General features: G+C 65.2%; 24 protein-coding genes. 13 read left to right on the top strand and 11 right to left on the bottom strand.

Features of this window, described 5'->3' with window-relative positions:
• Nucleotides 1-36: 36 nt before the first annotated feature.
• Nucleotides 37-2,313, bottom strand: a complete 2,277-nt coding sequence (locus tag LG3211_RS08725) for a CocE/NonD family hydrolase (RefSeq protein ID WP_083512407.1) — start codon at nucleotides 2,311-2,313, stop codon at nucleotides 37-39.
• A 219-nt stretch (nucleotides 2,314-2,532) separates the two neighbouring features.
• Here LG3211_RS08725 and LG3211_RS08720 point away from each other — a divergent pair, with 219 nt between their 5' ends.
• The gene (locus LG3211_RS08720; protein ID WP_057942487.1) at nucleotides 2,533-4,017 is read left to right on the top strand and encodes an amidase; all 1,485 of its coding nucleotides are present in this window, start codon (nucleotides 2,533-2,535) and stop codon (nucleotides 4,015-4,017) included.
• A gap of 123 nt (nucleotides 4,018-4,140) precedes the next feature.
• On the opposite strand, the gene LG3211_RS08715 is transcribed toward LG3211_RS08720, so the two are convergent.
• Complete coding sequence (locus LG3211_RS08715) at nucleotides 4,141-5,028, bottom strand: LysR family transcriptional regulator (protein ID WP_057942486.1); 888 nt, start codon at nucleotides 5,026-5,028, stop codon at nucleotides 4,141-4,143.
• A 143-nt stretch (nucleotides 5,029-5,171) separates the two neighbouring features.
• Between LG3211_RS08715 and LG3211_RS08710 the strand changes: the two genes are divergently transcribed.
• Both LG3211_RS08710 and LG3211_RS08705 read left to right on the top strand, forming a co-directional pair.
• Nucleotides 5,172-5,924, top strand: coding sequence for an SDR family oxidoreductase (locus tag LG3211_RS08710; protein ID WP_057942485.1), 753 nt, complete (start codon nucleotides 5,172-5,174; stop codon nucleotides 5,922-5,924).
• 181 nt (nucleotides 5,925-6,105) lie between these two features.
• Complete coding sequence (locus LG3211_RS08705; protein ID WP_057945369.1) at nucleotides 6,106-6,780, top strand: glutathione S-transferase family protein; 675 nt, start codon at nucleotides 6,106-6,108, stop codon at nucleotides 6,778-6,780.
• Nucleotides 6,781-6,899: 119 nt separating this feature from the next.
• On the opposite strand, the gene LG3211_RS08700 is transcribed toward LG3211_RS08705, so the two are convergent.
• Complete coding sequence (locus tag LG3211_RS08700) at nucleotides 6,900-7,835, bottom strand: LysR family transcriptional regulator (protein ID WP_057942484.1); 936 nt, start codon at nucleotides 7,833-7,835, stop codon at nucleotides 6,900-6,902.
• Between the two features lie 98 nt (nucleotides 7,836-7,933).
• On the opposite strand from LG3211_RS08700, the gene LG3211_RS08695 reads away from it, so the two are divergent.
• The 3 genes from LG3211_RS08695 to LG3211_RS08685 all read left to right on the top strand — a co-directional run bounded on the left by LG3211_RS08695 (nucleotide 7,934) and on the right by LG3211_RS08685 (nucleotide 10,062).
• Nucleotides 7,934-8,263 carry a nuclear transport factor 2 family protein gene (locus LG3211_RS08695; protein WP_057942483.1) on the top strand — a complete coding sequence of 110 codons (330 nt, stop codon included), beginning with the start codon at nucleotides 7,934-7,936 and terminating at the stop codon, nucleotides 8,261-8,263.
• Nucleotides 8,260-9,042 (top strand): SDR family oxidoreductase, encoded by a 783-nt coding sequence (locus LG3211_RS08690; RefSeq protein ID WP_057942482.1) that lies wholly within the window; start codon nucleotides 8,260-8,262, stop codon nucleotides 9,040-9,042. Before LG3211_RS08695 ends, LG3211_RS08690 begins: the two co-directional genes overlap by 4 nt.
• 231 nt (nucleotides 9,043-9,273) lie before the next feature.
• Nucleotides 9,274-10,062 (top strand): alpha/beta fold hydrolase, encoded by a 789-nt coding sequence (locus LG3211_RS08685; RefSeq protein WP_057942481.1) that lies wholly within the window; start codon nucleotides 9,274-9,276, stop codon nucleotides 10,060-10,062.
• A gap of 170 nt (nucleotides 10,063-10,232) precedes the next feature.
• Here the strand turns inward: LG3211_RS08685 and LG3211_RS08680 are convergent, their stop codons facing one another.
• From LG3211_RS08680 to LG3211_RS08670, 3 genes are all read right to left on the bottom strand, one after another.
• Nucleotides 10,233-10,847 carry a pyridoxamine 5'-phosphate oxidase family protein gene (locus LG3211_RS08680; protein WP_057942480.1) on the bottom strand — a complete coding sequence of 205 codons (615 nt, stop codon included), beginning with the start codon at nucleotides 10,845-10,847 and terminating at the stop codon, nucleotides 10,233-10,235.
• A gap of 4 nt (nucleotides 10,848-10,851) precedes the next feature.
• Nucleotides 10,852-11,316, bottom strand: coding sequence for a nuclear transport factor 2 family protein (locus LG3211_RS08675; RefSeq protein ID WP_057942479.1), 465 nt, complete (start codon nucleotides 11,314-11,316; stop codon nucleotides 10,852-10,854).
• A gap of 68 nt (nucleotides 11,317-11,384) precedes the next feature.
• On the bottom strand, nucleotides 11,385-11,879 hold the full coding sequence (locus tag LG3211_RS08670) for a carboxymuconolactone decarboxylase family protein (protein ID WP_237049856.1): 495 nt from the start codon (nucleotides 11,877-11,879) through the stop codon (nucleotides 11,385-11,387).
• Nucleotides 11,880-12,053: 174 nt separating this feature from the next.
• On the opposite strand from LG3211_RS08670, the gene LG3211_RS08665 reads away from it, so the two are divergent.
• Nucleotides 12,054-12,968 carry a LysR family transcriptional regulator gene (locus LG3211_RS08665; protein ID WP_055910440.1) on the top strand — a complete coding sequence of 305 codons (915 nt, stop codon included), beginning with the start codon at nucleotides 12,054-12,056 and terminating at the stop codon, nucleotides 12,966-12,968.
• 235 nt (nucleotides 12,969-13,203) lie between these two features.
• On the opposite strand, the gene LG3211_RS08660 is transcribed toward LG3211_RS08665, so the two are convergent.
• Nucleotides 13,204-13,851 carry a TetR/AcrR family transcriptional regulator gene (locus tag LG3211_RS08660; RefSeq protein WP_057942477.1) on the bottom strand — a complete coding sequence of 216 codons (648 nt, stop codon included), beginning with the start codon at nucleotides 13,849-13,851 and terminating at the stop codon, nucleotides 13,204-13,206.
• 84 nt (nucleotides 13,852-13,935) lie between these two features.
• Nucleotides 13,936-14,139, bottom strand: coding sequence for a hypothetical protein (locus tag LG3211_RS26325; protein WP_187313157.1), 204 nt, complete (start codon nucleotides 14,137-14,139; stop codon nucleotides 13,936-13,938).
• On the opposite strand from LG3211_RS26325, the gene LG3211_RS08650 reads away from it, so the two are divergent.
• The 6 genes from LG3211_RS08650 (at nucleotide 14,138) to LG3211_RS08620 (ending at nucleotide 20,637) form a co-directional block, all read left to right on the top strand.
• Nucleotides 14,138-15,031 (top strand): NAD(P)/FAD-dependent oxidoreductase, encoded by an 894-nt coding sequence (locus tag LG3211_RS08650; protein WP_057942476.1) that lies wholly within the window; start codon nucleotides 14,138-14,140, stop codon nucleotides 15,029-15,031. The genes LG3211_RS26325 and LG3211_RS08650 overlap by 2 nt on opposite strands.
• A gap of 16 nt (nucleotides 15,032-15,047) precedes the next feature.
• On the top strand, nucleotides 15,048-15,527 hold the full coding sequence (locus tag LG3211_RS08645; RefSeq protein ID WP_222837586.1) for a methyltransferase family protein: 480 nt from the start codon (nucleotides 15,048-15,050) through the stop codon (nucleotides 15,525-15,527).
• Between the two features lie 73 nt (nucleotides 15,528-15,600).
• The gene (locus LG3211_RS08640; RefSeq protein ID WP_057942475.1) at nucleotides 15,601-16,452 is read left to right on the top strand and encodes an alpha/beta fold hydrolase; all 852 of its coding nucleotides are present in this window, start codon (nucleotides 15,601-15,603) and stop codon (nucleotides 16,450-16,452) included.
• 656 nt (nucleotides 16,453-17,108) lie between these two features.
• On the top strand, nucleotides 17,109-18,263 hold the full coding sequence (locus LG3211_RS08630; RefSeq protein WP_083512406.1) for a sensor histidine kinase: 1,155 nt from the start codon (nucleotides 17,109-17,111) through the stop codon (nucleotides 18,261-18,263).
• Nucleotides 18,260-19,003 carry a LytR/AlgR family response regulator transcription factor gene (locus LG3211_RS08625; protein ID WP_057942472.1) on the top strand — a complete coding sequence of 248 codons (744 nt, stop codon included), beginning with the start codon at nucleotides 18,260-18,262 and terminating at the stop codon, nucleotides 19,001-19,003. Before LG3211_RS08630 ends, LG3211_RS08625 begins: the two co-directional genes overlap by 4 nt.
• 128 nt (nucleotides 19,004-19,131) lie before the next feature.
• Complete coding sequence (locus LG3211_RS08620; protein WP_083512405.1) at nucleotides 19,132-20,637, top strand: serine hydrolase domain-containing protein; 1,506 nt, start codon at nucleotides 19,132-19,134, stop codon at nucleotides 20,635-20,637.
• Nucleotides 20,638-20,713: 76 nt separating this feature from the next.
• On the opposite strand, the gene LG3211_RS08615 is transcribed toward LG3211_RS08620, so the two are convergent.
• Genes LG3211_RS08615 through argH form a run of 3 tightly spaced genes read right to left on the bottom strand, consistent with a single transcriptional unit; the run spans nucleotide 20,714 to nucleotide 24,524 of the window.
• Nucleotides 20,714-22,000, bottom strand: coding sequence for a glutamate-5-semialdehyde dehydrogenase (locus LG3211_RS08615; protein WP_057942470.1), 1,287 nt, complete (start codon nucleotides 21,998-22,000; stop codon nucleotides 20,714-20,716).
• Nucleotides 21,997-23,238: a glutamate 5-kinase gene (gene proB / locus LG3211_RS08610; protein WP_083512404.1), complete on the bottom strand. Its 1,242-nt coding sequence runs from the start codon at nucleotides 23,236-23,238 to the stop codon at nucleotides 21,997-21,999. Before proB ends, LG3211_RS08615 begins: the two co-directional genes overlap by 4 nt.
• Nucleotides 23,235-24,524, bottom strand: coding sequence for an argininosuccinate lyase (gene argH, locus LG3211_RS08605; protein WP_057942469.1), 1,290 nt, complete (start codon nucleotides 24,522-24,524; stop codon nucleotides 23,235-23,237). Before argH ends, proB begins: the two co-directional genes overlap by 4 nt.
• Between the last annotated feature and the right edge of the window lie 15 nt (nucleotides 24,525-24,539).

Here is a 24,539-nt window from a genome sequence, read left to right as displayed (position 1 = left end):
CTGCTTTTCAAAAACCCCCACCCCGCCGCCCATGCATCACCGCGCCAACGGAACCTCCAAATAGCTCCGCCCCAACCACTCGATCCGCAACGGCACCCCCGCATCGGCGATGGTCTCGTCGCTGACATCCTTGCCGCTGCCGTAATTGATCTGATCCTGCGGCCCCTTGCCCGGCCCGACCACGGCGACCAAGCGGCTGCCGGGCCGGAACGCGCGGCTGGTGGCGCGCCCGGCGATAAAATCGAAACGCTGCCGCTTGCCCGGCTGCAACAGCCGCCGCTGCTCCGGATGCCCTTGATAGCTCAGGCGCGACTGATAGCGCGACAGCTCGAAGTACTCGTTCTGCGCGGTCAGCTCATACAAGCCGATATGCAGATCGACGTCGCGCTTGTTCGTGACCAGTTCCAGATGCCCTGAAAACAGCCCGCTGAACTCGACAGCGGCGGCGAAGGGCTCGCTGACGAAAGCCACGCTGCCCTCGGTATCGAGCACCTTATCGACGATATCGCCGCCGGGGACGGTACGGTCGGCGTCGCGGCGGTCGGCCAGATCCAGCGTCTGCACCGCCGACGGCCGCTTCGACGCTTCGCCCTGCAAACGCCAGGTGCCGTCCTCGCGCGCCGCGCCGAAATACAGGCGCGTGCGCCGCGGCCCCATCGCCGCCAGCGATGGCGCGTGTTTCCACACGTTGCCGCCCATCACCTGGTAGTTGATCCGATCCTGCAGCAAGGCCGGCTTGGGCGCGCCCTTGAAGACATAGTCGAACCACTGATAACGCAACTGGCCGATGTCGATGCCCGCGACCGGATCGACCGTGTAGCCGCGCACCGTGTTCCCGGCCACCACCGTCCCGCGTTGGCCGCTGAAGTGGTCGTAGGGGCCGATCACCAGGTAATGCTCCGCCTGCGGCCGATAGCGATAGTGCTCGCGCAGATGGTGCAGCGCGCCGATCTGCGCGCCGTCGAAATAGCCGGTGGTGGTCAACACCGGAATATCGATCGCGCCGTACTCCTGGCGGTACGGAGTAATGCTCTGCCAATAGGCGTCGTAATCCGGATGATCGAGCCAGCGCCGATACAAGGTGTTGGTGGTTCCGTCGAGCCTATCGCGTTCGCGATACGCCCCACCCTGCACATACCACTGCCGGAACATGCGCTGCCAGCGCGCATCGTCTTCATACGCCGGGTAATCCAGGGTCTTGTTGTTGGCGACGTAGAACGGCCAGTAATGCTGGAAACCGAAGAAAATCCCGCCCTCCATCGGCACGTCGATCCCGGGCGCGCCGGTCACCGACGGCATCATCGCCTTGAGCGCCTTCGGCCGATGCTTGGCCGTGGCCCATTGCGTGAAGCCCTCGTAACTGCCGCCGAACATGCCGACCCGCCCGTCGCTCCACGCCTGCGCGGCGATCCAGTCGATCAACGCCGCCGCATCGGCACCGTCGTGCTCGTACGGCACCGGCGTATCGGGACTGCAACCCTTGCCGCGGCTGAGCCCGGTCACGCCCGCATACCCGTTCGACGCACTGCGCCGCGCTTCGTTGAGCATCGTCGCCGGATCGGCGTAGATGGTGAAATTGAGCAAGGCGGTCAGCTTGGCCGGCGCCGCACGCTGGCGCACGATCAACGCGCACACGGTCGCGCCCTCGGGCGTGCGCACCGCGACATCGCGCTGGATCAGATAACGCCGGGCATCGTCGGCAGCCAGCAAGTCGGCCGCCTGGGCACTGAAGTCGCGATAGACGGTGGCGACCAGATAGGCGCGAACCAGCGCCAATGCGGAGGCCTGATCGATGCGCGACTTATCCTTCTGCCCAGCCAGCGCCGCGTCCAGCGCCCGCTGCTCCCCCGCCGAATTGAACTGATCGCGACCGAACCCGCGCATCGCGATGGCCGCGGCGCGATCGTCCATCGACCCGAACGCGGTTTCGAAACTGCGCCGGAACGCGCCATCGAACTCGATCCGCTCGCGCGCCTGCAACTGCTTGCTCGCCGCGTAGATCTCGTACTGCGCCATCGTCGCGCGCTGCTGCGGCGCCCCGCCCAGCGGCGACAGCCGGCGCAGTTCCTCGATCGAAGCCAGCGCCTGCGGGTACTGCCCGGCGACGATCTGCAGCCTCGCCGCAGTGCCCAGGTAACGCACGCGATCGCTGTCGGCGTAATCGGCGACGACCTGCCCGGCCAGCGTCGGCATGGCCCGATCGAGTTCGGCGCGGCTCTCGACCGCGGTGGCGGGAAACGGATAGTCCGCGGCGGCGAACGCCGGGCACGACAGCAGCAACCACAGACAGCACACGACAACGGCGCGAAGCATTCCTTTCTCCCCTGGCCGCGAAGGGCGGCTGCTATGTCATGGATGAGCGAATGGGCGGAAGGGTCGCATGGGTGCGAACTGGATGCACGGGTCCGGGCATAGGATCGGGGCTCCAGCCGGAGCGGTCATTTCCTATGACCGCCGCCGCCCCGTTTCGGCCACTTGTGTTTCCGCTAGAATTCCGGCACTGCAGCGCAAGCCAGTAGGAATCAGGCCCCCTTGACTGAAGACCGCCGCCCCACAGACAGGTCGATAGAGCTGGCTTTTTCGTCAGCGACCGACCTTGCGCAACTGATCCAGCGAAAACAAGTCAGCTCGTTCGAACTCACTCGGTACTACATCGAGCGCATCGAACAGTTCGATAAAGCCTTGAACGCCGTGGTGGTGCGGAATTTCGAACACGCACTGGAAGCGGCGAAGTTGTCCGATGCGTCTCTTGCCCGGGGGCACCGATCGGGACCGCTGCACGGCGTCCCGATGACGATCAAGGAAGCCTTCGATGTGTCCGGATTGCCGACTACCTGGGGCGTGCCGGAGCAACGGGACAACCTCGCCCAGAACGATGCCGCGGTTGTCGAGCACCTGAAGGCGGCCGGCGCCCATTTCATGGGGAAGACGAACGTCCCGCTGCGGCTCGCGGACTGGCAGAGCTACAACGACATTTACGGAACAACCAACAACCCCTGGGATACGCGCAGGTCGCCGGGCGGATCTTCCGGCGGATCGGCCGCCGCGCTGGCGGCCGGTTTGACCGGCCTGGAATTCGCCTCCGATATCGGTGGGTCGATCCGAAATCCGTCGCACTTCTGTGGCGTGTATGGACACAAACCCACTTATGGAATCGTCCCAACGTTGGGCCACAATCCGCTTGGCGTCGTATCCGCGCCGGATCTGAATGTCGTCGGGCCCATGGCGCGGAGCGCGGAAGATTTGCAACTGGCTCTGGATGTCGTAGCGGGCCCCGACCGGTTCCGGTCATCGGGCTGGAGACTGGTGCTTCCACCGCCAAGGGCGAGCACTTTACGGGGCTTGCGCGTCGCGATTTGGCCGAAGGAGGATTTCGCTCCTACCTCTGCCGAGATATCGGATCGCGTGCGGGACGTCGGGGAAGTTCTTGCCCGGGCTGGCGCGATAGTCAGCGATCTGGCTCGCCCTGAAATCTCTCCAAGACAATCGCACAACACCTATCTGAACCTGTTGGCATCGTCAGGACTCGCAAACCTTCCGGATGAATACTATTCCGCCATCGCGGGCATGGCCGCAGAGCTCGATGCGAGAGATGAGTCGCCGTTAGCGGTGCTTACCCGTGCCCGCGTACTGGATCATCGAAGCTGGTCCGATCACGATGAAGCGCGCACCAACTACCGACTGCGGTGGCGCGCCTTCTTCAACGATTGGGATGTAGTGATATGCCCGATTTCCGCGACAACGGCCTACAAACATGACCATCGGCCCAGGCCCGAGAGAGTTCTCGCCGTCGACGCGACACAAACTTCGCATTACGAGCACTACTTCTGGGTAGGCCTGGCGACCGTCGCATACTTGCCGAGCACCGCTTTCCCCAGCGGACTGTCGCGCGATGGGCTTCCGATCGGCCTGCAGATCATCGGCCCGGAATATGGCGATCGCACCACTATTGAAGTAGCCCGACTGATCGCACAAGAGCTTGGCGGGTTTCAGGCGCCGCCGGGTTTCGGGGTTTAACACCCACGGCCGAACGTCTGCATTTGGCCGAGCAGACATCTGAGCAGTGAAGTCCTCTTCCGGCCATAAGCAGACATCCAGACACTCGATCGCTCAGGCCCTGTCGGCGCCACCCGGAAAGCACTAGGTATTGAGCTGAGGGATCTTCGCGAACTCTTCAGCAATGAAGTCCATGAAGACAATGGCTCTCTTCGAGACCAACCGGTTGGCTGCGTACACGATCTGCATGGGCACCGGCGGAGCGGAGAACTCATCAAGAATGATCTGGAGATCACCAGACCTGAGCCCGTCTTCGAATAGCCAGGCTGGGCCTTGGCCTATGCCAAGACCCGCACGGACCGACTCGCGTGACGCCTCGGGTGAGTTGACGCGAATTCGGCCCGAGACCGGTATCTCCTCATCCTTGAAGCGCCATGTAGCCCCTGATGCAAGCAAGGTGTAGATGACGCAGTCATGATGTTTCAGGTCAGACGGCACCTGCGGTGTCCCTCGCTTTTCCAGGTAGCCCGTGCTGGCCACGCATGCGCGCTTGAAAGACCCGATACGTCGCGCGCGCAGTGAGCTGCTGTCCAGATGCCCGATGCGGATGGCTAGCTCCGCGCCTTCGTCCAGCAAATTGACGAAGCGGTCGCTGATCTGAAGATCGAGCTCCAGATCGGGATACCGCTGCAGAAAACCGGGCACCAATGGCATGACGTACATGTGGGACAGCGCCGTCGGACACGCCACCCGCAGTAGCCCCGACGGCATGACGTTTTCGCGCAGCGACATCTCCGATTCGGAGACCGCATCGAGTATGCGACGGACCTCCGCGTAGTAGCGCTCACCTTCGGGGGTCAACACGAGCTTGCGCGTGGAGCGATTGAGCAAGCGTGTCTGGAGATGATCTTCCAGTGCAGCCACATAGCGACTGACGTTGGGCTGCCCAATGCCGATGTCGCGGGCCGCAGCAGAGAAGCTGCCGGTTTCCACCGCGCGCGCGAAGCAGGTCATAAGCAGAAATCGATCCATCTACCCCTCCGACCTATGCGTCATACGCATAAATGCTATTCGAAAACCAGGTATTATTACAATTGAGGCATGAGTGCATGCTTTCCGCCAACGAAGATCCGCCACTTTGGCGGGTCCCATCGCTGACCCCAAGGAGCATCCCCATGTCCCGTCTTGCAGGCAAACGTACTCTCATCACCGGCGGCACCAGTGGCATCGGCCTGGAAACCGCCAAGCAATTCTTGGCCGAAGGCGCACGCGTCATCGTCACCGGAGTGAATCCGGACTCCATCACCCAGGCTAAGGCGACCCTCGGGAGCGACGTTCTGGTACTGCGGGCCGACTCCCGCAGCGTCGCCGCACAGCAAGAACTAGCCCAGGCCGTACAGGCCCATTTCGGCCAATTGGACGTCGCGTTCTTGAATGCGGGGGTCGCGGTCTGGGCGCCGATCGAACAATGGACCGAGCAGGCGTTCGAGGCGTCCTTTGACATCAACGTGAAGGGACCGTTCTTCCTCATGCAGTCGCTGCTGCCGTTCTTCTCGACGCCTGCGTCGGTCGTGCTCAACACCTCCGTCAGCGCCCATGTGGGCGCCGCCCAATCCTCCGTCTACGCCGCGACCAAGGCCGCGTTTCTGAGCATGACCAGGACGCTCTCAAGCGAGCTGTTGGGGCGTGGCATCCGCATCAATGCCGTCAGTCCCGGCCCGGTCCAGACGCCGCTCTACGACAAACTCGGCGTCCCCGATGCCTACCGCGCGCAGCTCGATCAGGACATCGCAGCGAGCGTTCCGCTTGGGCGCTTCGGCACGCCTGAGGAAATCGCCAAGGCGGTGGTGTACTTGGCCTGTGATGAGTCGAGTTGGACCGTCGGCTCGGAAATCGTCGTCGATGGCGGACGCATGCTCAACGGCTGAGTGTGTCCTGCCCGCAGGAGGCGGCCAGAACAGGCCGCCTGTGAACCTGGCGCCAAGCGACAGAAATGGCGGGCGAATGTTTCGACTCACGCAGGCCTTGGCGAGCCCTGCGGTCTGACCTGCGACTCGACGCTGACCGCATCTGATCCATCCAAGCCCTCACCGTTTGGTGCATATCGCCATGTCCGAATCCATGTTGAAGCTCATCAGCCATCCTCTTTGTCCCTTCGTGCAGCGCGCAGCCATCGTCCTGCTCGAAAAGGGCACCGCGTTTGAGCGGATCCAAGTGGACCTGGCGGCCAAGCCCGACTGGTTCCTGGCTCTCTCTCCCACGGGCAAAGTTCCGCTGCTATTGGTCGGCAAGCCCGATGGCAGTGAAGTTGTCATCTTCGAGAGCATGGTGATTTGCGAGTACCTCGAGGAAACCCAGAGCGGCGCACCGATGTACCCCCAAGACGCACTGTCGCGTGCCCGCCAGCGGAGCTGGATCGAGTTTGCCGGCTCGACGCTGTCTGATGCCTGGCAATTTCTTCACGCAACCGATCGCATCACGGCGGAGACGAGGCAGGCAGCACTCAGGACGAAACTGGAGCGGCTGGAGACCGAGCTTGGCGCTGGTCCGTACTTCGACGGCGCCCTGTTTGGCATGGTCGATGCCGTTTTTGCGCCGATATTCCGGTATTTCGGAATGCTCGATCCCGCCATATCCCGCCCCATCTTCGACAAGCTGCCTCGCACTGACGCGTGGCGATCTGCGCTGGCAGCCCGACCCAGCGTGATCCATGCCGTCGGTGCGGACTACGCATCGAGGCTTCGCGAGTACCTTCACCAGCAGGGTTCATTGCACATCGCCTGATCCACCGACACTACGCGGCAACACTACAGTTACCGCCAAATAGGGCGTTCGGGCATTAGACGATGTCCGCTTAGGGTCGAAAGCGGACGTTGAAGAGATCGACACTGGCACCGGATCGATCAGGGATTAGTTCCTGACTTCGAAGGGCCCTCACTGCCGAGATCGCGATCAAGCAGGCAGTCGATGAACGCGCGAAGTGCGGGAAGCAGGTAACGCCTGCTGGAGTAGTAGAGGTACAAGCCGGGGACCGTCGGCGACCAATCGCTGAGGACGCGCTTCAAGCGCCCGTCCTGCAGCGCCTCTGCAATGCCATCGTCGTTGTAGGCATAGAGGATGCCCAGGCCTTGAAGCGCGGCGGGCACGATGATGTCCTGATGGTTGGCAGTCACGGTACCGTCGCCAAAGAATTCGACCTCTTTCCCCTTCTGCTTGAACTCCCATCCCGCGACCTTGCCGCTGCCCGGAAAACGCCAGTTGATGCAGGCGTGATGACTCAGGTCGACAGGTGTCTTGGGCTCGCCGCGTCTGGCGAGATAGTCGGGCGAGGCCACGGCCAGCAGTTCGATGTCCGGAGTAAGTCGGACCGCGACCATGTCCTTGTGCAGGCGGCCGCCCACGCGGATGCCTGCATCGAATCCTTCGCCGGCGATATCGCTCAGCCCATCGTCGATCACGATGTCGAGCACCACATCGGGATGCGCCTTGGCGAAACGACCGAGTCGTGGCGCTATCACCTTCTTCGCAGCCATGCTGAGGGTGTTGATCCGCAGGGTTCCCGCGGCACGCGCGCTCGTTCCCACGGCCTGCGCAACGGCCTCGTCCATGTCGCGGAGCATCGGGGCCATGCGCTCATGCAATCGGCGGCCCGGCTCGGTTGGCGAAACGCTACGCGTCGTCCGGTTCAGCAGACGGACACCCAAGCGTGATTCCAGCTGGCGAATGATCTGGCTGAGGGCGGACCGGGACAGTCCCAAGTGATCGGCGGCCCGGGCGAAGCTGGCCCGGTCGACGACGGCCACGAAGGCCTTGAGTTCCGCAAATTCAGAGCCGCGCATTGTGCACTGATCTCTACATAGCCTGATCAGATAGTAGGTGATTCTCTTATCTATGAGAACGGGTCAACCTTGCTCCGTGACCCCACCGGAGCATTGCAATGAAAGATCTGAACCTGCCCGAGCCGATCGCGGCCTACTTCGATGCCGACACCCAGGACGCGCAAGCGGTCGTCCGCTGCTTCACCACAGACGGGCTTGTGCGGGACGAGGGCAAGACCCACTCGGGCCCCGCTGCGATCGAGGCGTGGAAGACCGACTCATCCGCCAAGTACACCTATACCGCCGAGCCCCACACGCTGGAGAAGCAGGAGCGCACCTACATCGTGACGGCACGCGTCGCTGGCAACTTCCCCGGCAGTCCGGTGGACCTGCGCTATAGCTTCACCCTGGAGCGCGGCAAGATCGCCGCGCTGGAGATCGTGCCGTGAGCTTCGACCTCCAGTTGGCCGGCAAGCGCGTCCTGGTGACAGGGGGCTCGCGCGGTGTGGGCGCTGCCGTAGTCGAACGGTTGTCCCAGCTCGACGCACGTATCGTGGCGACTGCGCGCTCGCAGCCGGATTGGCCCATCGACGATGTGCACTATGTGGCGGCCGACCTCGCCACGGCCGAAGGCGCTCGCCAAGCGGCGGAGGCGGCACTGCGCCATCTCGGTGGCGTGGATGCCCTGATCAACGTGGTAGGCGGATCGTCGGCGCCGGCGGGCGGGTTCGCCGCCCTGGGCGATGCGGAGTGGGCGAAGGCGCTCGATCTGAATCTGATGTCGGCCGTGCGGCTGGATCGCGCTTTGCTCCCCGCGATGATCGCGCAAGGATCGGGTGTGATCCTGCACGTCACTTCGATCCAGCGCACGCTGCCGCTGCCGGACGCTACGATCGCGTACGCAGCCGCCAAGGCCGCGTTATCGACCTACAGCAAGGCGCTGTCCAAGGAAGTCACACCGAAGGGCGTGCGCGTGGTTCGTGTCTCGCCAGGCTGGATCGAGACGGAGGCTTCCGTCGCGTTGGTCGAGCGCGTCGCGGCCCATGCGGGGACGGACTACGAAGGCGGCAGGCAGTTGGTCATGAAGGAACTGGGCGGGATTCCGTTGGGTCGCCCGGCCAAGCCGGGTGAAGTGGCCGACCTTATCGCGTTCCTGGTCTCTCCCCGGGCCGCGTCGATCTCGGGGACGGAATACACCATCGACGGCGGAACCGTGCCGACGGTGTAACCACCCGGACCGGCCGCATCGGTGCGTCCCGGCCCCCGGTTGTTTCCGGGAGCACGTTTCCCGCCGACGAGCCCCTCGATCCGGGCAAGTTTTTGTTCGCGGCTGATAAATACGTTCGGTCAAGTTATCAGGACGTTCGGTCACCGATGGTCCGGGCTCGCCCCGCAAAGTAGCCCTGCCGGCCAATGCCGCACATCGAACCACCACCACCCACCGCCCGAGGCTACGTCCATGATCAAGCTCATCCCCGCAGTGCTCGCAGCCGCTCTGGCGGCCAGCATCTCCCCCTCCGCCCAAGCCCACGATGCCGCAGCCCGCGATGGCGGGCAGGTGAAGAATGTCGTTCTGGTGCATGGCGCCTTCGCCGACGGCTCGGGCTGGCGCCCGGTCTACGATGAGCTGACCGCGCGCGGCTATCGCGTGTCGATCGTACAGAACCCGTTGACCTCGCTCGCCGATGACGTAAAGGCCACACAGCGTGTGCTCGACCGCCAGGATGGCCCCGCCATTCTCGTCGGGCATTCCTGGGGTGGCACGGTCATCACCGAAGCCGGCGTCCACGACAAGGTGGCGGGCTTGGTCTATGTCTCCGCGCTCGCGCCGGATGCAGGTGAAACCACCGCGCAGCAATACGCCGGTTTCGCGCCCACGCCCGAGTTCGTCATCGAAACGGGCAGCGACGGCTACGGCTTCATCAGCCCCGCGAAGTTCAAGGCAGGTTTCGCCCACGACACCAGCGATGCCGACGCAGCATTCCTACGCGACTCGCAGGTGCCGATCAACATGTCGGTGTTCGGGACCAAACTGACGCAGGCCGCTTGGCGCACGAAGCCCAGTTGGGCTGTGATTGCCACCGAAGACAAGGCGTTCGACCAGGCCATGCTCATCCATATGGCCGAGCGCATCCAAGCGCGCATCACCAAGGTCGCCGCCAGCCATGCAGTCTTCATGACCCAGCCCAAAGTGGTCGCTGACACGATCGATCGCGCAGCAAAGGAAGCGAGGCGCTCGACCAAGTAAGCGCCATCGCAACATGCCGGATGCCGACACACCGCACCGCGTCCGGCCGCCCTCGGTACCTTTCTCGCCCCTGCGAGTGGCCGTGCTGAAACGAAGCAGTCTGTCTGCTTCCGACCAGAAGCGGGCATTCCATCCTGGTGACGCGCCGCCAACGACCCACGTTCGAACGCCTATCCGGCTGCCGCCCGGAACCTTGCCAGCTCCGCCTCCAGTTCGGCGATACGTGCGTCTTTGTCCTGCAACGCCGCCAGCACGTCCTCGGCTTCGAAGCGTGGCGGGATGTGCTGGGGGCAATTGGCATCCCAAGCGTTGACGGTGAACCGTAGCACCTGTTCGGGACGCGCCCGGTAGCCCGGCGGCATCAGCTGCGCCAGCAAATCATCGGTGGCTGCAACCATGTGTGCCTCACCCCATACCTTTACCCGCTTGCGTTGGCGGTAGTCGATCAGGAACAGATGCGCTTTCGGGTTTTCCTGCAGGTTCCCGGTGCTGATGAATTGTCGGTTGCCGGAAAAATCGACGAAGGCGAGCGTGTGCTCGTCGAGCACGCGCAGGAAGCCCGGTGGCCCGCCCCGGTGCTGAATATAAGGCTGGCCATCGCCGTTGACCGTAGCCAGGAAAACGCTGCGTTGCGCCTCGACGAAGGCCTTCAGCTCGGCAGTGATGGTTGTTTCCCACGAGCCGGCCTGTTCCATGTGGGCGTAGGCGCGGCGCGATCCTTTGCTCGCCTGGATGGCTTTCACCGTCGGAGTAAAGGCGATGTCACTGGCGTAGTGCATGGTCATGGCCTCATAGCCCGAGTGCGCTCAGGGACGGATGGTCGTCGGGACGGCGGCCTTGCGGCCAGTGGAAGAGTCGTTCGTCCTCGCCAATCGCGAGGTCATTGATGCTGGCCAACCGGACTTGCATCAGACCGTCACCATCGAACTCCCAATTCTCGTTGCCGTAACTGCGCCACGATTGCCCGGCATCGTCCCGCCATTCGTAGGCGAAGCGCACGCCGATGCGGTTGTCGACAAACGCCCATAACTCCTTGATGAGCCGGTAGTCGCGTTCGCGTTGCCACTTGCGGGTCAGGAACGCCTCGATTGCCGCTCGGCCCTGGAGGAATTCCGAGCGATTGCGCCAACGGCTATCGGGGGTATACGCGAGCGCCATACGTGCAGGATCGCGCGAGTTCCAGGCGTCTTCGGCAAGGCGGACTTTCTGCGTTGCCGATTCGAGCGTGAACGGAGGCAGCGGTGGGCGGCTCATGATCGTTGTCGTCTCCCTGGAGGGCGAATCACCGACGGCGCGACGGGCGCCGTCGGTGCGGTTGAGGCTCAAGCCGCCTGGCGCGCGCCGATCACCGGAAAATCGATTTCGGTTTGCGCGACTTCATTGATGTAATTGGTCCAAGTGTTCAACGCGACATGCTGGACGATCTCGACGACTTGCGCATCGCTGTAGCCGGCGGCCTTGACTGCGGCCACATCCTCGCCGCCGACGTGACCGCGCCGTTCGGCAACCCGGGCGGCGAAGCGCACGGCCGCGTCGGCGAACGGATCGTTGGACGCGCCGTTGCGGTTGGCGGTCATCTCGGCGTCGTCGAGCTTGGCTACGTGCTTGCCGAGGTAGGTGTGCGCCGACAGGCAATAGCTGCAGCCGTTGATTTCGGCAACGGCCAGGGCGATGCGCTCGCGGGTGGCGGCGGGCAGCGCGCCTTTGGCCAGTGCCGAGTTCATGCCGAGGTAGCCCTCGAGTGCGGCCGGGCTGTTGGACACCAGGCGAAACAGGTTCGGCACCGAGCCGAGCTGCTGCTTCACCGCCTGCAGCAACGGCTGGGCGGCGGCAGGGGCGGACTCGATCGTGGCGGGGGTCGGAAGACGGGACATCAGGATTCTCCTCGGGTCTGGCCGGGCTGGTTTGGCCGGTGGAGAAAGCGTAGATACTTCCGATTGACGCAACTAGACGGTAAATTCGAGAAGTATCCTTCTGAAATTTGGAAGTAAATGGATCGCATCGAAGCGATGATGGTGTTCCGGGCGGTGGTCGACGCCGGCAGTCTCTCGGCGGCGAGTCGGCAACTGCACATGCCACTGGCCACCGTGAGCCGCAAGCTGTCCGACCTGGAGGCGCACCTGAAGGCGCGGTTGCTGCAGCGCTCAACGCGCCAGCTCGTGCTTACCGATGCCGGCGCGGCTTACCTCATCGCCTGTCGGCGCATCCTTGACGATGTCGAGGAAGCCGAACGCAGTGCCGCCGGCGAATTCAGCGCGCCCAAGGGCGAGTTGGTGATCACCGCACCGATCGCGTTCGGCCGATTGCACGTCGTGCCGATCACCGCCGAGTTCCTCAGGGCCTATCCGGACGTGGACGTGCGGCTGGTGCTGGGCGACCGCATGTTCAATCTGCTGGACGAGCATGTGGATCTCGCAGTCCGCATCGGCGAACTCCCCGACAGCACGCTGGTGGCCTCGCGCGTGGGCGCGACCCGCCACGTGGTGAGCGGCAGCCCGGCCTATCTGGACCGGCATGGCCGCCCACAGCAGCTGACCGACTTGTCCGGCCACGACATCATCACTTTCGACCATCTGACGGGGCCGGGGGCGTGGAAATTCCGCATGGGTTCGTCCGAAGCCTCGGTTCCCGTGCGCGCGCGGATGACCGTCAATACCGCAGACGCGGCGGTCGCGGCGGCCATCGCCGGCGCCGGCCTGACGCGGACCCTGTGCTATCAACTCGCCGAGCATGTGCGGCGCAAAACGCTGGAGCTCGTCCTCCCGGAATTCGAGCCGGTGCCGTGGCCGATCAATCTCGTCTACCTGCAGCAAGGTCGGTTGCCGCTGAAGGTGCGCGCATTCCTGGACTTCGTGACGCCGCGCTTGCGGGCGCGTCTGGCCGACACGGCGCCCCTGGGAAAATAAGGTGCTTTCCGGACGCCACGGTACTCCGGGCATGAACCCGGTCCGGAGCATCCCAGTACAGCGGCCTTCGCGCGGAGCCAATGACGGCCACCGGCAAATCGCCTGCATCTTGTTGTCAATTTCCACAGCCCCTGACGGGCTGTCATGCCCGAACAGTTTCGGCTTAGGGTCGAAAGCGGACTTCGGCGAACCACCAACAGCGAATCTGTCAGCGGCGATCAGAATAGCGACGCGGCTATCCGCCCGCGTGGTCGTTGCCACCGTGCGCGGCGATGAACATGGCAACGGCCGACCGGCAATAGGATTCGATTTCGTTGTCGTCCTCTGCCCTCGCCTTATCGAAGCGTGCGATAACCAGAAGATCAGATCCTTTGAAAAGCGCGGCAAACAAGCGGGCGGACCGGAGAGGATCGGGCACGTTCAGAACCGCCTTCGCGTGCAACTGACGCAGCAGTGCCTCGATTTGGGCGATGACATGGGCGGGGCCGGCTTCGTAATGGAGCTTGCTTAACGACTTTTGATTCGTCTTGTCGGCCATGACCATGGCTTCGACACTGCGGACCTCCGGGTTCAGCAGTGTGCGAAGCAGGGATGATCCCACCGCCATGAGTTGATCTTCGGCGGAACCGTCGACGCTTTCAAAAAGGGCCTGCGGTGCAAACTGATGGCAGCGGGCCGCGATGGCCGCGCTGAACAGCGCCTCCTTGTTCTCGAAGTGTCGATAAATGCTGAGCTTGGATATCTTCGCCCGCTGGGCGACCTTGTCCAAGGTCGTCGCTTGAAAACCCAATTTCACAAAGAGTTCGTACGCGGCGTCGACTATCGTTTGGCCAAGCGCCTCGTTGGTGGGCCGGCCGCGCCGACCCTGGCTGTTTTCGGTCACAAAAATTCCGGTACTTGACAGTATCCAAATTCTTTAATTAGGATACCACCGAGTATCTTAAATATGCAAGCCAATGGATAGGTTTCAACCGTCCTCCAAATCAAGTTTTCCCGGGCCGCCGGCGATATCGAATGCGGCATTGTCCGGCCGGTCAACACAGTGATGGGCGACTCTCTCGCAGATGCCGAAGCCCTGCTCGCTGCCGGTTTCGAACGCGCATCTCCGGACGACATTGCGCGCCAAGCCCAGCCCAACCTCCTCCATCCACAACCCGGAGCCCACCACCATGGATGACGTCATCATCATCGGCGGCAGCTTCGCCGGTCTCGCCGCCGCGTTGCAGCTCGGCCGCGCCCGCCGCAAGGTCACCGTTCTCGATACTGGCCTGCCGCGCAATCGCTTCGCCGGCTACTCGCATGGCCTGCTCGGCCACGATCACAAGCCACCGCTGACCATCCTGGCCGAGGCGCGGCAGCAGCTGGCGCGCTATCCCACGATCAGGCTGGTCAATGCCCGGGCCGACGGCGTCTCCGGCGCCATCGACGATTTCTCCGTTCTCACTGGCGATGGTGAAAGTCTTCGGGCGCGCCGCCTGATCCTGAGCTATGGCGTCGTTGACCAGATGCCTGATGTTCCGGGCTTTGCCGAAGGCTGGGGCACGTCCATCGTGCCCTGCCCCTATTGCGACGGCTTTGAAGTCGCCGGCCAGCATTGGGGCCTCGTCTGGTCCGGCCCGCAGTCGCACAATTCAGTGAGGCTGTTCCACGATTGGACCGACAGGTTGACGCTCTTCGCCGATGGTCACGACATTCCGCCCGATATCCGGGCCGATCTGGCGCGTCGCAACATACCTGTCGTCGATGACCGGATCACCGCGATCGCCCATCACGGGGGCCATACCGCCACCGTCAATCTCGCTACCGGCCCCAATGTCGCGGTCGACATCCTGTTCGCGCATCCGCGCAACAAGCCGTCCGCAAGCCTGCATGAATCACTGGGCCTCGCCACGGTCGATACGCCCCTCGGCATCGTCCTCAAGGCCGACGAGCGTCGCGAAACCAGCATGCCCGGCATCTACGCCGCCGGCGACCTCGTCAACCCCGGCATCCCCTCGGTCACCCTGGCGTCATCGCACGGCGCGATGGCGGGCATCTTCGCCCAGCAGTCGATGCTGGTTTGAGAGCAGAAATTGGAGAATGAGCATGGCCGTGGAACCGGACAGCGCGGGTGTGCGTTTCCCCCCGCCCTTCATCTATCTGGGAGCGCTGCTGTTGGGGCTGACGGCGGAGCGGTTCGTCACCCTGCGCTCTTTCGGCATCGATGGGTGGTTGCTGGTCGCGACGGGCGCGCTGCTGTTCGTTGCCGGAGCGGCGATGATGCTTGCGGCGGCGGGGCTGTTCCGGCGGCTGGGCACCAACGTTCCGCCGTCGCAGCCAACGACCCTCATCGCAACGACAGGTCCTTATCGGTGGACCCGCAATCCCATGTATCTCGGCATGGCCCTTGTCTATGCCAGCCTTACGATCGGCTTCGACGGGCCGATCGCCTTCGCCCTGCTCCCGTTGGTGCTCATCGCGATCCAGACGCAGGTGATCGCCCGCGAGGAGCGCTATCTCGAAGCGAAGTTCGGCGACGACTACCGCCGCTACAAGACCGAGGTTCGCCGCTGGCTCTGATCATAAAACCCGAGACAACGAAGCCAGCATCAGCATCTCTTATCCGACCGCTCCTGAAGAAGCCACGACACACATGAAGTTCGAACACGTCACCTTCGACCTGCCACACGGCACCTTTCATGCGCTGCAGGGTGGCGATCCCGATGGGCAACCGACGCTCGTCTTGCACGGCTTCCCGGACCATCCGCCCACCGCGAAGCCTTTCCTCGCCGAGCTTGGACGCCGCGGACGTCACGTCGTCGCACCTTGGCTTCGCGGTTACGCGCCGTCCCCGACCGCGGGGCCGTTCGACATGGCCGCCCTCACCGGCGACGTGCTCGCGCTGATCGACCGCTGGTCTCCCGGGCGAGCCATAGAGTTGATTGGCCACGACTGGGGCGGCGCGGTCACATACGATGTCTGCGTCACCGCGCCAGAGCGGATCAAACGCGCAGTCACGCTAGCATTCCCCCACCCACTGACGTTTCTGAGCCAGCCTCGCCTCGCTCAGCTACGCCGGAGCTGGTACATGGGGCTCTTCCAACTGCCGGGAAGCGGCTGGATCGTCAGCGCTCGAGATCTCGCCCTCATCGACCACCTATGGCGTCAGTGGTCGCCCAGCCTCTCGCTCGATCCAGCTCTCCAGGCGGAGCTACACGAGACCCTGCGGGCGAGTATGCCTGCGCCCTTGCGCTACTACCGAGGGCTGCTGCGACCCGGCATGCTTAGGGCGATGCGCCGCCTAGCTCAGCCGATCACAACACCCCTGCTGCAGCTCCACGGTTACGACGATGGCTGCATCTTGCCCCAACAGGTCAACGACAGCCATCGGTTCGCCGGCCCACACGCGCTGGAAGTCGTCCCTGACGTCGGTCACTTCCTGCACATCGAGGCCCCCGAGGCGATCGCGGAACGGATCGCGGCATGGGCATCGCGGCCCCACTAACGACAATCACCTGGTTCGTTGCGCGAACTGATGCAAGTGGAATGTCCGCTCTGGGTCGGAAGCGGCGTTGTCAGGCCGTACCCGATCAGCCCGGTGGGTCTTGCCATTGGCTCGGCTGTCATGGGTTTTGTGACGGCTTTGATGGCGTGCTATTCCGCTTGGACCCGGCAATGGCCCTACATCCACCAGCATTTGAATGAGCAGAGCATTCGAGCACGCTTGAGCGAGTTGGGCGCAGATTAAGAGCTGGCGCGATCTCCAAAAGCCCTCCAGCGCATTGATCATGCGGCAAGACGCGTACGCGGCGACGCAGGCCGCATCGCCTTGCTATCGCGTTACCGCAGGAAACTACCCGTTCGGCGCATCGCGCTGGTATTCGCCGGTCTGCGCCTCGATGGTGGGCTTGGCTCCGAAAATCTGCCGTCGCCCGTGGCCGTAATGGAAGTCAGGCAGACGCGGCCATTCGACGGCCGCTGCCGCATGCTGTATCTATCCGACAAACGCAGCCATTCCAGCCTCATGCGCCACTCAAACATCATGTCCGCCCACAAGGAACCAGCCGCGGGTCACCGGGTGCGCGAGCAAGGCACAGAGGACCGCGCCCTGCTCGGGCGAGTCGGCTCGCAAGGCGCTTGTGTCTCGATATCCGTTGACGGATGCTCACCCGCGCTGGGTCGCCCATGACGCCCTCTCGCCCCGGGCGGCGCATGCTTCCGCCCTTCTGGCTGCCGGTGCTCGCCGGCCTTCCGTTGGGCGCATGCCTGCTGGTGATGGCTATTCCGATCCTCGGCCATGGCAACGCCACGCTGGCGCGGACGCTGTATCTGTCGGCGTTCGTGCTCTGGGTGCTGCCGTTGACGCTGCTGCAGCGGCGACTCTGGCGGCGTGGGTTGCCGGTATGGCGAATCGCACTGATCCTGCTGGCGGCCACCTATCTGATGGCGCTGGCTACGCGCCTGCTCAGTATCGCGCTACAGACATTCCCATCCGGCCAACTAGCGCGGCTGACGACTGCCGGCATGTTGGACGCATCGCTCCTGTTGCGTGGACTGGAAGGCGCCTGGCTGGTGTTGGTGGCCTATTGCGCGGTGCATGCGGTGGTGACGTACTACGCGGAATTGCGCCGCGAACAGGCCGAACACCTGGAAGCGCGGGCATTGGCGAGCGATGCGGAACTGCGGGCCTTGCGTTATCAACTGCAACCGCACTTCCTGTTCAACACGCTCAACGCGATCTCGACGCTGGTGGCCGAGGAACGCGGCGCACAGGCGCGGCAGATGCTCGCGCGGCTCGGCGACTTCCTGCGCTGCGTGCTCCAGACCCGGCAAGGCCATGAGATCGCGCTCGCGGAGGAAATCGCCATGACGGACACCTACCTGGAGATCGAGAAAGCCAGGCTGGGCCAGCGCCTGGTGGTGTCGTGGCATCTAGGCGACGGTGTGCTCGCCGCGCAGGTGCCCTGTTTGCTGTTGCAACCCTTGGTGGAGAATGCGATCCGTCACGGCATCGCACCGCGCAGCGCGCCCGGCCGCGTCGACATCCGCATCGCACGCGATGCCGCTTGCCTGGATATCCGTATCGGCAACGATCTGCCCGCGCCCGGCGAATCGGCGCCACGGGACGACAGCTGCGGCGAAACAGTGGGCCTGGACAACGTGCGCGCCCGCATCGCGCGCTTGTACCCGGATCGCGCGACGCTGCATGCCGGCATCGACGACGACGGCCGCTACCAGGTTCGGATGATGTTGCCGTTCAGCACCGAACCCGTTCACACCGGGCCCGATCGCATCGCGCCGGAGCCGGGCGCGTGATCCGCGTCTGCGTGATCGACGACGAACCGTTGGCGCGTCGCGGCGTCGTTTCGCTGCTCGCCACGTTCGACGATATGCAAGTGACGGCCGAATACGAAGATGGCATCACGGCCCTGGCGGGGCTGCTGGCGCAGCCGCCGGATCTGGTCTTCATGGATGTGCAGATGCCTGGCATGAACGGTCTGGACGTGTTGGCCGCGCTCCCGCCCGCAAGCCGGCCACTGTCCATCCTGCTCACGGCGCACGACAGCTTCGCGGTGCGGGCTTTCGCCTTGAATGCGGTCGACTACTTGCTCAAGCCCATCGACGATCTGCGTTTCGCCGAAGCGGTCGAGCGAGCACGCCAGCTGCTGCGTCTGCGCGCCGTGGACGACGCCCGCGCCGCTGCGAACGCACCGACGAAGCACTTGCAGAAATTCTCGGTGCGGATCGGCCATCGCACACTGTTCATCGAGGCCGACAGTGTGGCGTGGATCGGCGCCGACGGCGATTATGCGGTTCTTCACGCCGGTGAGCGAACGTACATCGTGCGCGAATCGCTGCATCAACTGGCGATGCAGCTAGACCCTGCGCGTTTCGTGCGCGTGCATCGATCCTCCATCGTGCGCCTGGACCAGGTCGCCGAGTTCCAGCCGTTGACCAACCGCGACGCGCTCGTGCGCCTGCGCGACGGAACGCCCGTGCGCGTGAGCCGCACCTACATCGACTCGCTGTTGTCCGCGCTTCACGCGGCGGGCTGATCCGCGCATCCGGTGCCATTGGGCCAGGCCCGTTACCGAATCGGCGCAAGGCAAGCACGTTCCGCCGCGCCAGCGCTGAAACGCGGGTCATGCCGCATTAGCTTGATGGCTCCCACTGGAGCCGACCGATGTCCATCACGCCAATGCTTCCGTCCGTGCGCTATCCCTTGTCCGCGGCATGCGCGATTGCGCTGTTTTTCCTGGCCGCACCGTCGAAGGCCGCCGATACCTGCGACGCGCCCGCGACCGATGAAGCTGCGGCCACCGCGCAACGCATACTGCAGGCCTTGATCGATACCAACGCCGTGCCGGGCATGGGCGCGGCCGTATGGCGCAATGGCCGCGTGGTGTGGACCGGCTGCGCCGGGTTGCGCGATGTCGAAGCGCGCAAACCGGTACGGCGCGACACGGTGTTCCGTCTGGCCAGCGTATCCAAGATCATCGCCGCCACCGCGGTGGCGAAGCTGGCCGAGGAAGGCCGGCTCGATATCGACGCGCCGGTAGGCGGGGTATTGCCCTGGCTGCCAAAGCCGTGGTCGCCCGTGACGGCGCGCCAACTCGCATCGCATACCTCCGGCGCGCCGCACTACTCCGGCAACGACCTCGATGTGCTCGGCCGTGTCCGCTATCCCACCGCGCGCGACGCGGTCGGCATCTTCTCCGGGCGCGCACTGCTGTCCGCGCCGGGCGCGTCTTACAGCTACTCGTCCTGGGGCTATACGCTGCTCGGCGCGGTGATCGAAGCGATCTCGGGCGAGCATTTCCTCCACTACGTCAAGCGCCAAGTCACCGACGGACTGGCGATCGACGCCGACGGCGAAGCGGCCGCCGAAAACGCTTCGCAGCTGTACGCCATCGAAGGCGGCGCGATCGTGCACATGCCGCGCACCGACATGAGCTATATCTGGCCCGCGGGCGGGCTTGCGGCCACGCCCGAGGCCTTGGCGCAATTCGGCGGCCGCGTGCTCGAACACCGCATCGTCGGCGCCGCGCGCTGGCAGGTGATGCAGCAACCGGCCCTGCTGGCCAGCGGCGAGCCCGCGCGCGAGCGCGACTACGAGGTCGGTTTCGGCTGGCGGCTCGGCCGCGATGCCGGCGGCGACCGCATCGCGCACCATGCGGGCATCACCATCGGCGCGCGCAGCATGCTGATGCTGTGGCCCGGCGAGGACACCGCCGCCAGCGTGTTGTCGAACGCGCTGTGGGTATCGTCGATGGAACCCACGACGCAACTGCTCGCCGCTCCATTCCGCCCGCGACCAGCCGGCCTGGTCACGGCGGATTGTCCTGTCGCGGGCCGCATGGCCGGCACGCTCAAGAACGTCCGCTTCGATCTGGAAGCCACGTTCCGATTGGAGCGCGGCCGCTGCGTAGGCGAATTGGCTGCATCCGCGCCGCTGCGCGAGTATTTCGCGAAAGCAACCGCATGGCCAAGCCGCAGCTTGCGCATCGTCGCACTGACCAGCGACGGCACGCTGTCGCGCGCCGCGCTTGCGACCCCGTTCGGACTGTATGAGCTACGAGCCCTCGCCGCGGGTCGCTGGTCGGCAACGCTCAGTGCTGGCGCGACGCTGGAGCTGGCGATGGCAGGTCCAGAGGCGAGCACTCGGAGCCCTAACGCAGGATCGCGCTGAAGTCGCCCGATTCCCGCGTTCGCGGGAATGGCGGCGGGAGAAGCGTCGCCGATGGAACATATTCCATCGCCGGCCTTCACTCCCGATTCGTCAACGATTCCGCATGCCGCACCTGCCCTTCCCCGCGCACCACGAAGCGTTCGATCGTCAACGACTCCACCCCCATCGGCCCATAGGCGTGCAGGCGCGTGGTCGAGATACCGATCTCGGCACCCAGACCGAGCTGGCCGCCGTCGTTGAAACGCGACGACGCGTTGACCATCACCGCCGAGCTGCGCGTGCGGCGCACGAAGGCATCGGCCGTGGCCGCGTCTTCGGTGGCGATGACTTCGGTGTGATCGGAGCCGAAGCGGGCGATATGCGCCAGGGCTTCGTCCAGATCATCGACCACGCGCGCGGCGATGATCAGGTCCAGATATTCGGCGGCGTAGTCGCTGTCGTCGGCGGCGGCGATCGCGGCCGAATGCTCGCCGGCCAGCGCGCGCGTGCGCTCGCAGCCTCGCACCTGCACGCCGCGCGCAGCCAGCGCGGCGAGTGCGTCCGGCAGGAAGCGTTCGGCGATGTCGCGATGCACCAGCAGCGTCTCCAGGGCGTTGCATACGCCCGGGCGCGAGGCCTTTCCGTCGACCAGCAGGTTCAGGGCCAGGGCCGGATCGGCGGCGCGGTCCACGTACAGATGGCACACGCCCTTGTAGTGTTTGATTACCGGCACGCGCGCGTGCTCGGCGACGAAACGGATCAGGCCTTCGCCGCCGCGCGGGATCGCCAGGTCGATGAGGTCCGACAGCTGCAGCAGTTCCAGCACGTGTTCGCGCGCCGGGTCTTCGATCAGCGACACCGCCGCTTCCGGCAGCCCTTGCGCACGCAAGGCCGCGTGCAGGCAGGCGGCGATCGCTGCGTTGCTGGCGCGCGCTTCCGAGCCGCCGCGCAGCAGCACCGCGTTGCCGGCCTTCAGGCACAGCGCCGCGGCGTCGGCGGTGACGTTGGGGCGGGCTTCGTAAATCATCGCGATCAGGCCCAGCGGCACGCGCTGGCGTTCGATCAGCAATCCGTTCGGGCGGGTTTCGCTTCGGGTCACCGCGCCGAGCGGGTCGGCCTGCAGCGCCACTTCGCGCAAGGCATCGGCGATCGCCGACAGCCGCGCGGGATCGAGCTTGAGCCGGTCGATCATGGCCGCGCTCAGATTCGCCGCGGCGGCGCGTTGCAGGTCTTCGGCGTTGGCGGCGAGGATCGCATCGCGCTGCGCGTCCAGCTGCGCGGCCATCGCGTCGATCAAGGCCTGCCGCGCCGCGCCGTCGAGCGCGGCGAGCACGCTGGACGCGGCGCGCGCCTGTTCGGCCAGATTCCGGACGTAACCGCTCATGGCAACACCTCGTTGGATTGCGATTGAGGCGACGCGCCGATGGCGTCGGCCGCGGTGTCGGCGGCCGCCTGCGCCGGAGACGGCGCGGCGTCGTTGCCGACCAATACCAGATCGTCGCGGTGCACCACCGATTCGCCGTAGCCGAAGCCGATCAGCGCTTCGATCTCGCGGCTGTGACGGCCTTTGATGCGCCCGACTTCGACCGAGTTGTATTGCACCAGACCGCGGCCGAGGACTTCATCGCCCTCGCCCGCCGCGCGCAGTTCGACCACGTCGCCGCGGCGGAATTCGCCTTCGACCGCGACCACGCCGCCGGGCAACAGCGAGGCGCCGCGTTGATGCAGCGCCGCCGCGGCGCCGGCATCGATGCGCAGACAACCGCTGGCCGGCGCGTGGCGCAGCCATTGCTTGCGCGCACGCAGGCGGTCGCTGCGCGCGGCGACCAGGGTGCCGTGCAAAGTGCCGCCGGCGAGCGCGGCGACCACCTCGGCATCGCGGCCGCAGAACAGCGCGGTCGCCACGCCGGCCGTCGCGGCTTTCGCCGCGGCTTCCAGCTTGGTGCGCATGCCGCCGGTACCGAGCGCGCCGGCGCCGCCGCTGGCCGCCTGCAACAGTTCGGGCGTCACCGCGGCGACCTTGGCGATGGGCTTGGCGCCGGGATCGCGCTGCGGATGGCCGCTGTAGAGCCCGCCGATGTCGGTCGCGATCAACAGCAGGTCGGCATCGACCAGCGAGGCTACCGCCGCGGCCAAGTTATCGTTGTCGCCGAGCTTGAGCTCATCGACGGCGACGGTGTCGTTCTCGTTGATCACCGGCAAGGCGCCCAGCCGCAACAGCTCGCGCAAGGAGGCGCGCGCGTTGAGATAGCGGCGACGGTTGCGCAGATCGTCGTGGGTCAGCAGCACTTGCGCCACCGGCACGCTCGACAGCTGTTGCCAGAATGCGATCAGCGAGGCTTGGCCCAAGGCTGCCAACGCTTGGCGCAACACCAGGCCGTTGCCGCCGGCATCGATGCGGCTGCGCCCGGCGGCGACCGCGCCGGACGACACCAGCACCACTTCGCGCTGCTGCGCGCGCGCTTGTTCGATGAAACGCGCCAGGCCCGCGGCGTAGCGCGGATCGAGTCCGCCGCCGCTCTGGTCGGCGAAACCGGCGAGCAGGCTGCTGCCGACCTTGAGTACGGCGCGGCGCCAGGGCGGCAAAGGCTGCGCTGCGAAATCCTTTGCCGGCGCGGTCATGTAAGCGCCTGCAAACGTTGCTTGAGTGTGTCCAGACGCAAGTCGGCGGCGGCGCCGGGCGACACGCGCGCGGCCAGGCTCGCTTCGGGATCGCCTTGCGCCCAGCGCGCCGGGTCGGCGGCTTGCTTGTAAGCTTCGCGGAACGGCAGGCCCTGGCGCGCCAGATCGACGGCGAGATCGGTCGAATACATCGACGGATCGAGCGCGGCGCGGATCTTCTCCGGCTTCCATTCCAGATTGCGCAGCAGGTCGGGCAACAGCTCCAGCGCGCCCAGGCCGCGGCCGAAGGCGTGGAAGATCGCGCCCTTGGAGAACTGCAGATCGCGGTGATACCCCGACGGCAGCGACAGCAGGTGTTCGATCTCGGCGCGGCCGGCGGCGATGCTGGCGTAGCTGGCGCGCATGAGTTCGATCACGTCCGGGTTGCGCTTGTTCGGCATGATCGAGCTGCCGGTGGTGTATTCGGCCGGCAGCGCGACGAAACCGAATTCGGCGCTGGTGAACAGGCTCAGGTCCCAGGCCAGACGGCGCAGGTCGAGCACCGCGGTGGACAGCGCGTCGATGGCGCCCAGTTCGAACTTGCCGCGCGAGAGCTGCGCGTACGCGGCCGACACCTGCAGGCGGCCGAAGCCGAGCGCGGCGGTGGTGTGATCGCGCGCCAGCGGCAGATTGACGCCGTAACCGGCGGCGCTGCCGAGCGGATTGGCATCGACCCACTCCAGCGTCTGCTTCGCGCGCAGGGCGTTGTCGATAAAACCTTCGGCCCAGGCGCCCCACCACATGCCGGCGCTGGATACCACCGCGCGTTGCAGATGGGTGTAGCCCGGCAACGGCAGCGCGCTTTCGGCTTGCGCGCGCGCGAGCGCGACCTCGGCGGTTTCGCGGCACAGCGCGTATAGGCGGCTGAGGCGATCTTTCAACCACAGGCGCGTGGCGACCAGAATCTGGTCGTTGCGGCTGCGGCCGGTGTGGATCTTGCGGCCGGCATCGCCGAGGCGTTCGATCAGGCGGCCTTCGATCGCCGAATGACCGTCCTCGAAGCGATCGTCGAGTACGAAGCGGCCGGCCTTGAAATCTTCCGCCAGCACGTCGAGCTCGCGCGACAGGCCGTCGAGCTCATCCGCGCTGAGGATGCCGATCTGCTGCAGGCCCTGCGCGTGCGCGGCGCTGGCCTGGATATCGAACAGGAAGAATTCGCGATCGAGAATCACGTCCTCGCCGGCGAGGAAGTTCTGGATGCGCGCGTCGACCTTGACGCCGGGTTTTTGCCAAAGCAGATCGGACATGGGGGGGCGCTCGAA

Source organism: Lysobacter gummosus (assembly GCF_001442805.1).
Classification (GTDB): domain Bacteria; phylum Pseudomonadota; class Gammaproteobacteria; order Xanthomonadales; family Xanthomonadaceae; genus Lysobacter; species Lysobacter gummosus.
This window is presented reverse-complemented; position numbering and strand designations above follow the sequence as displayed.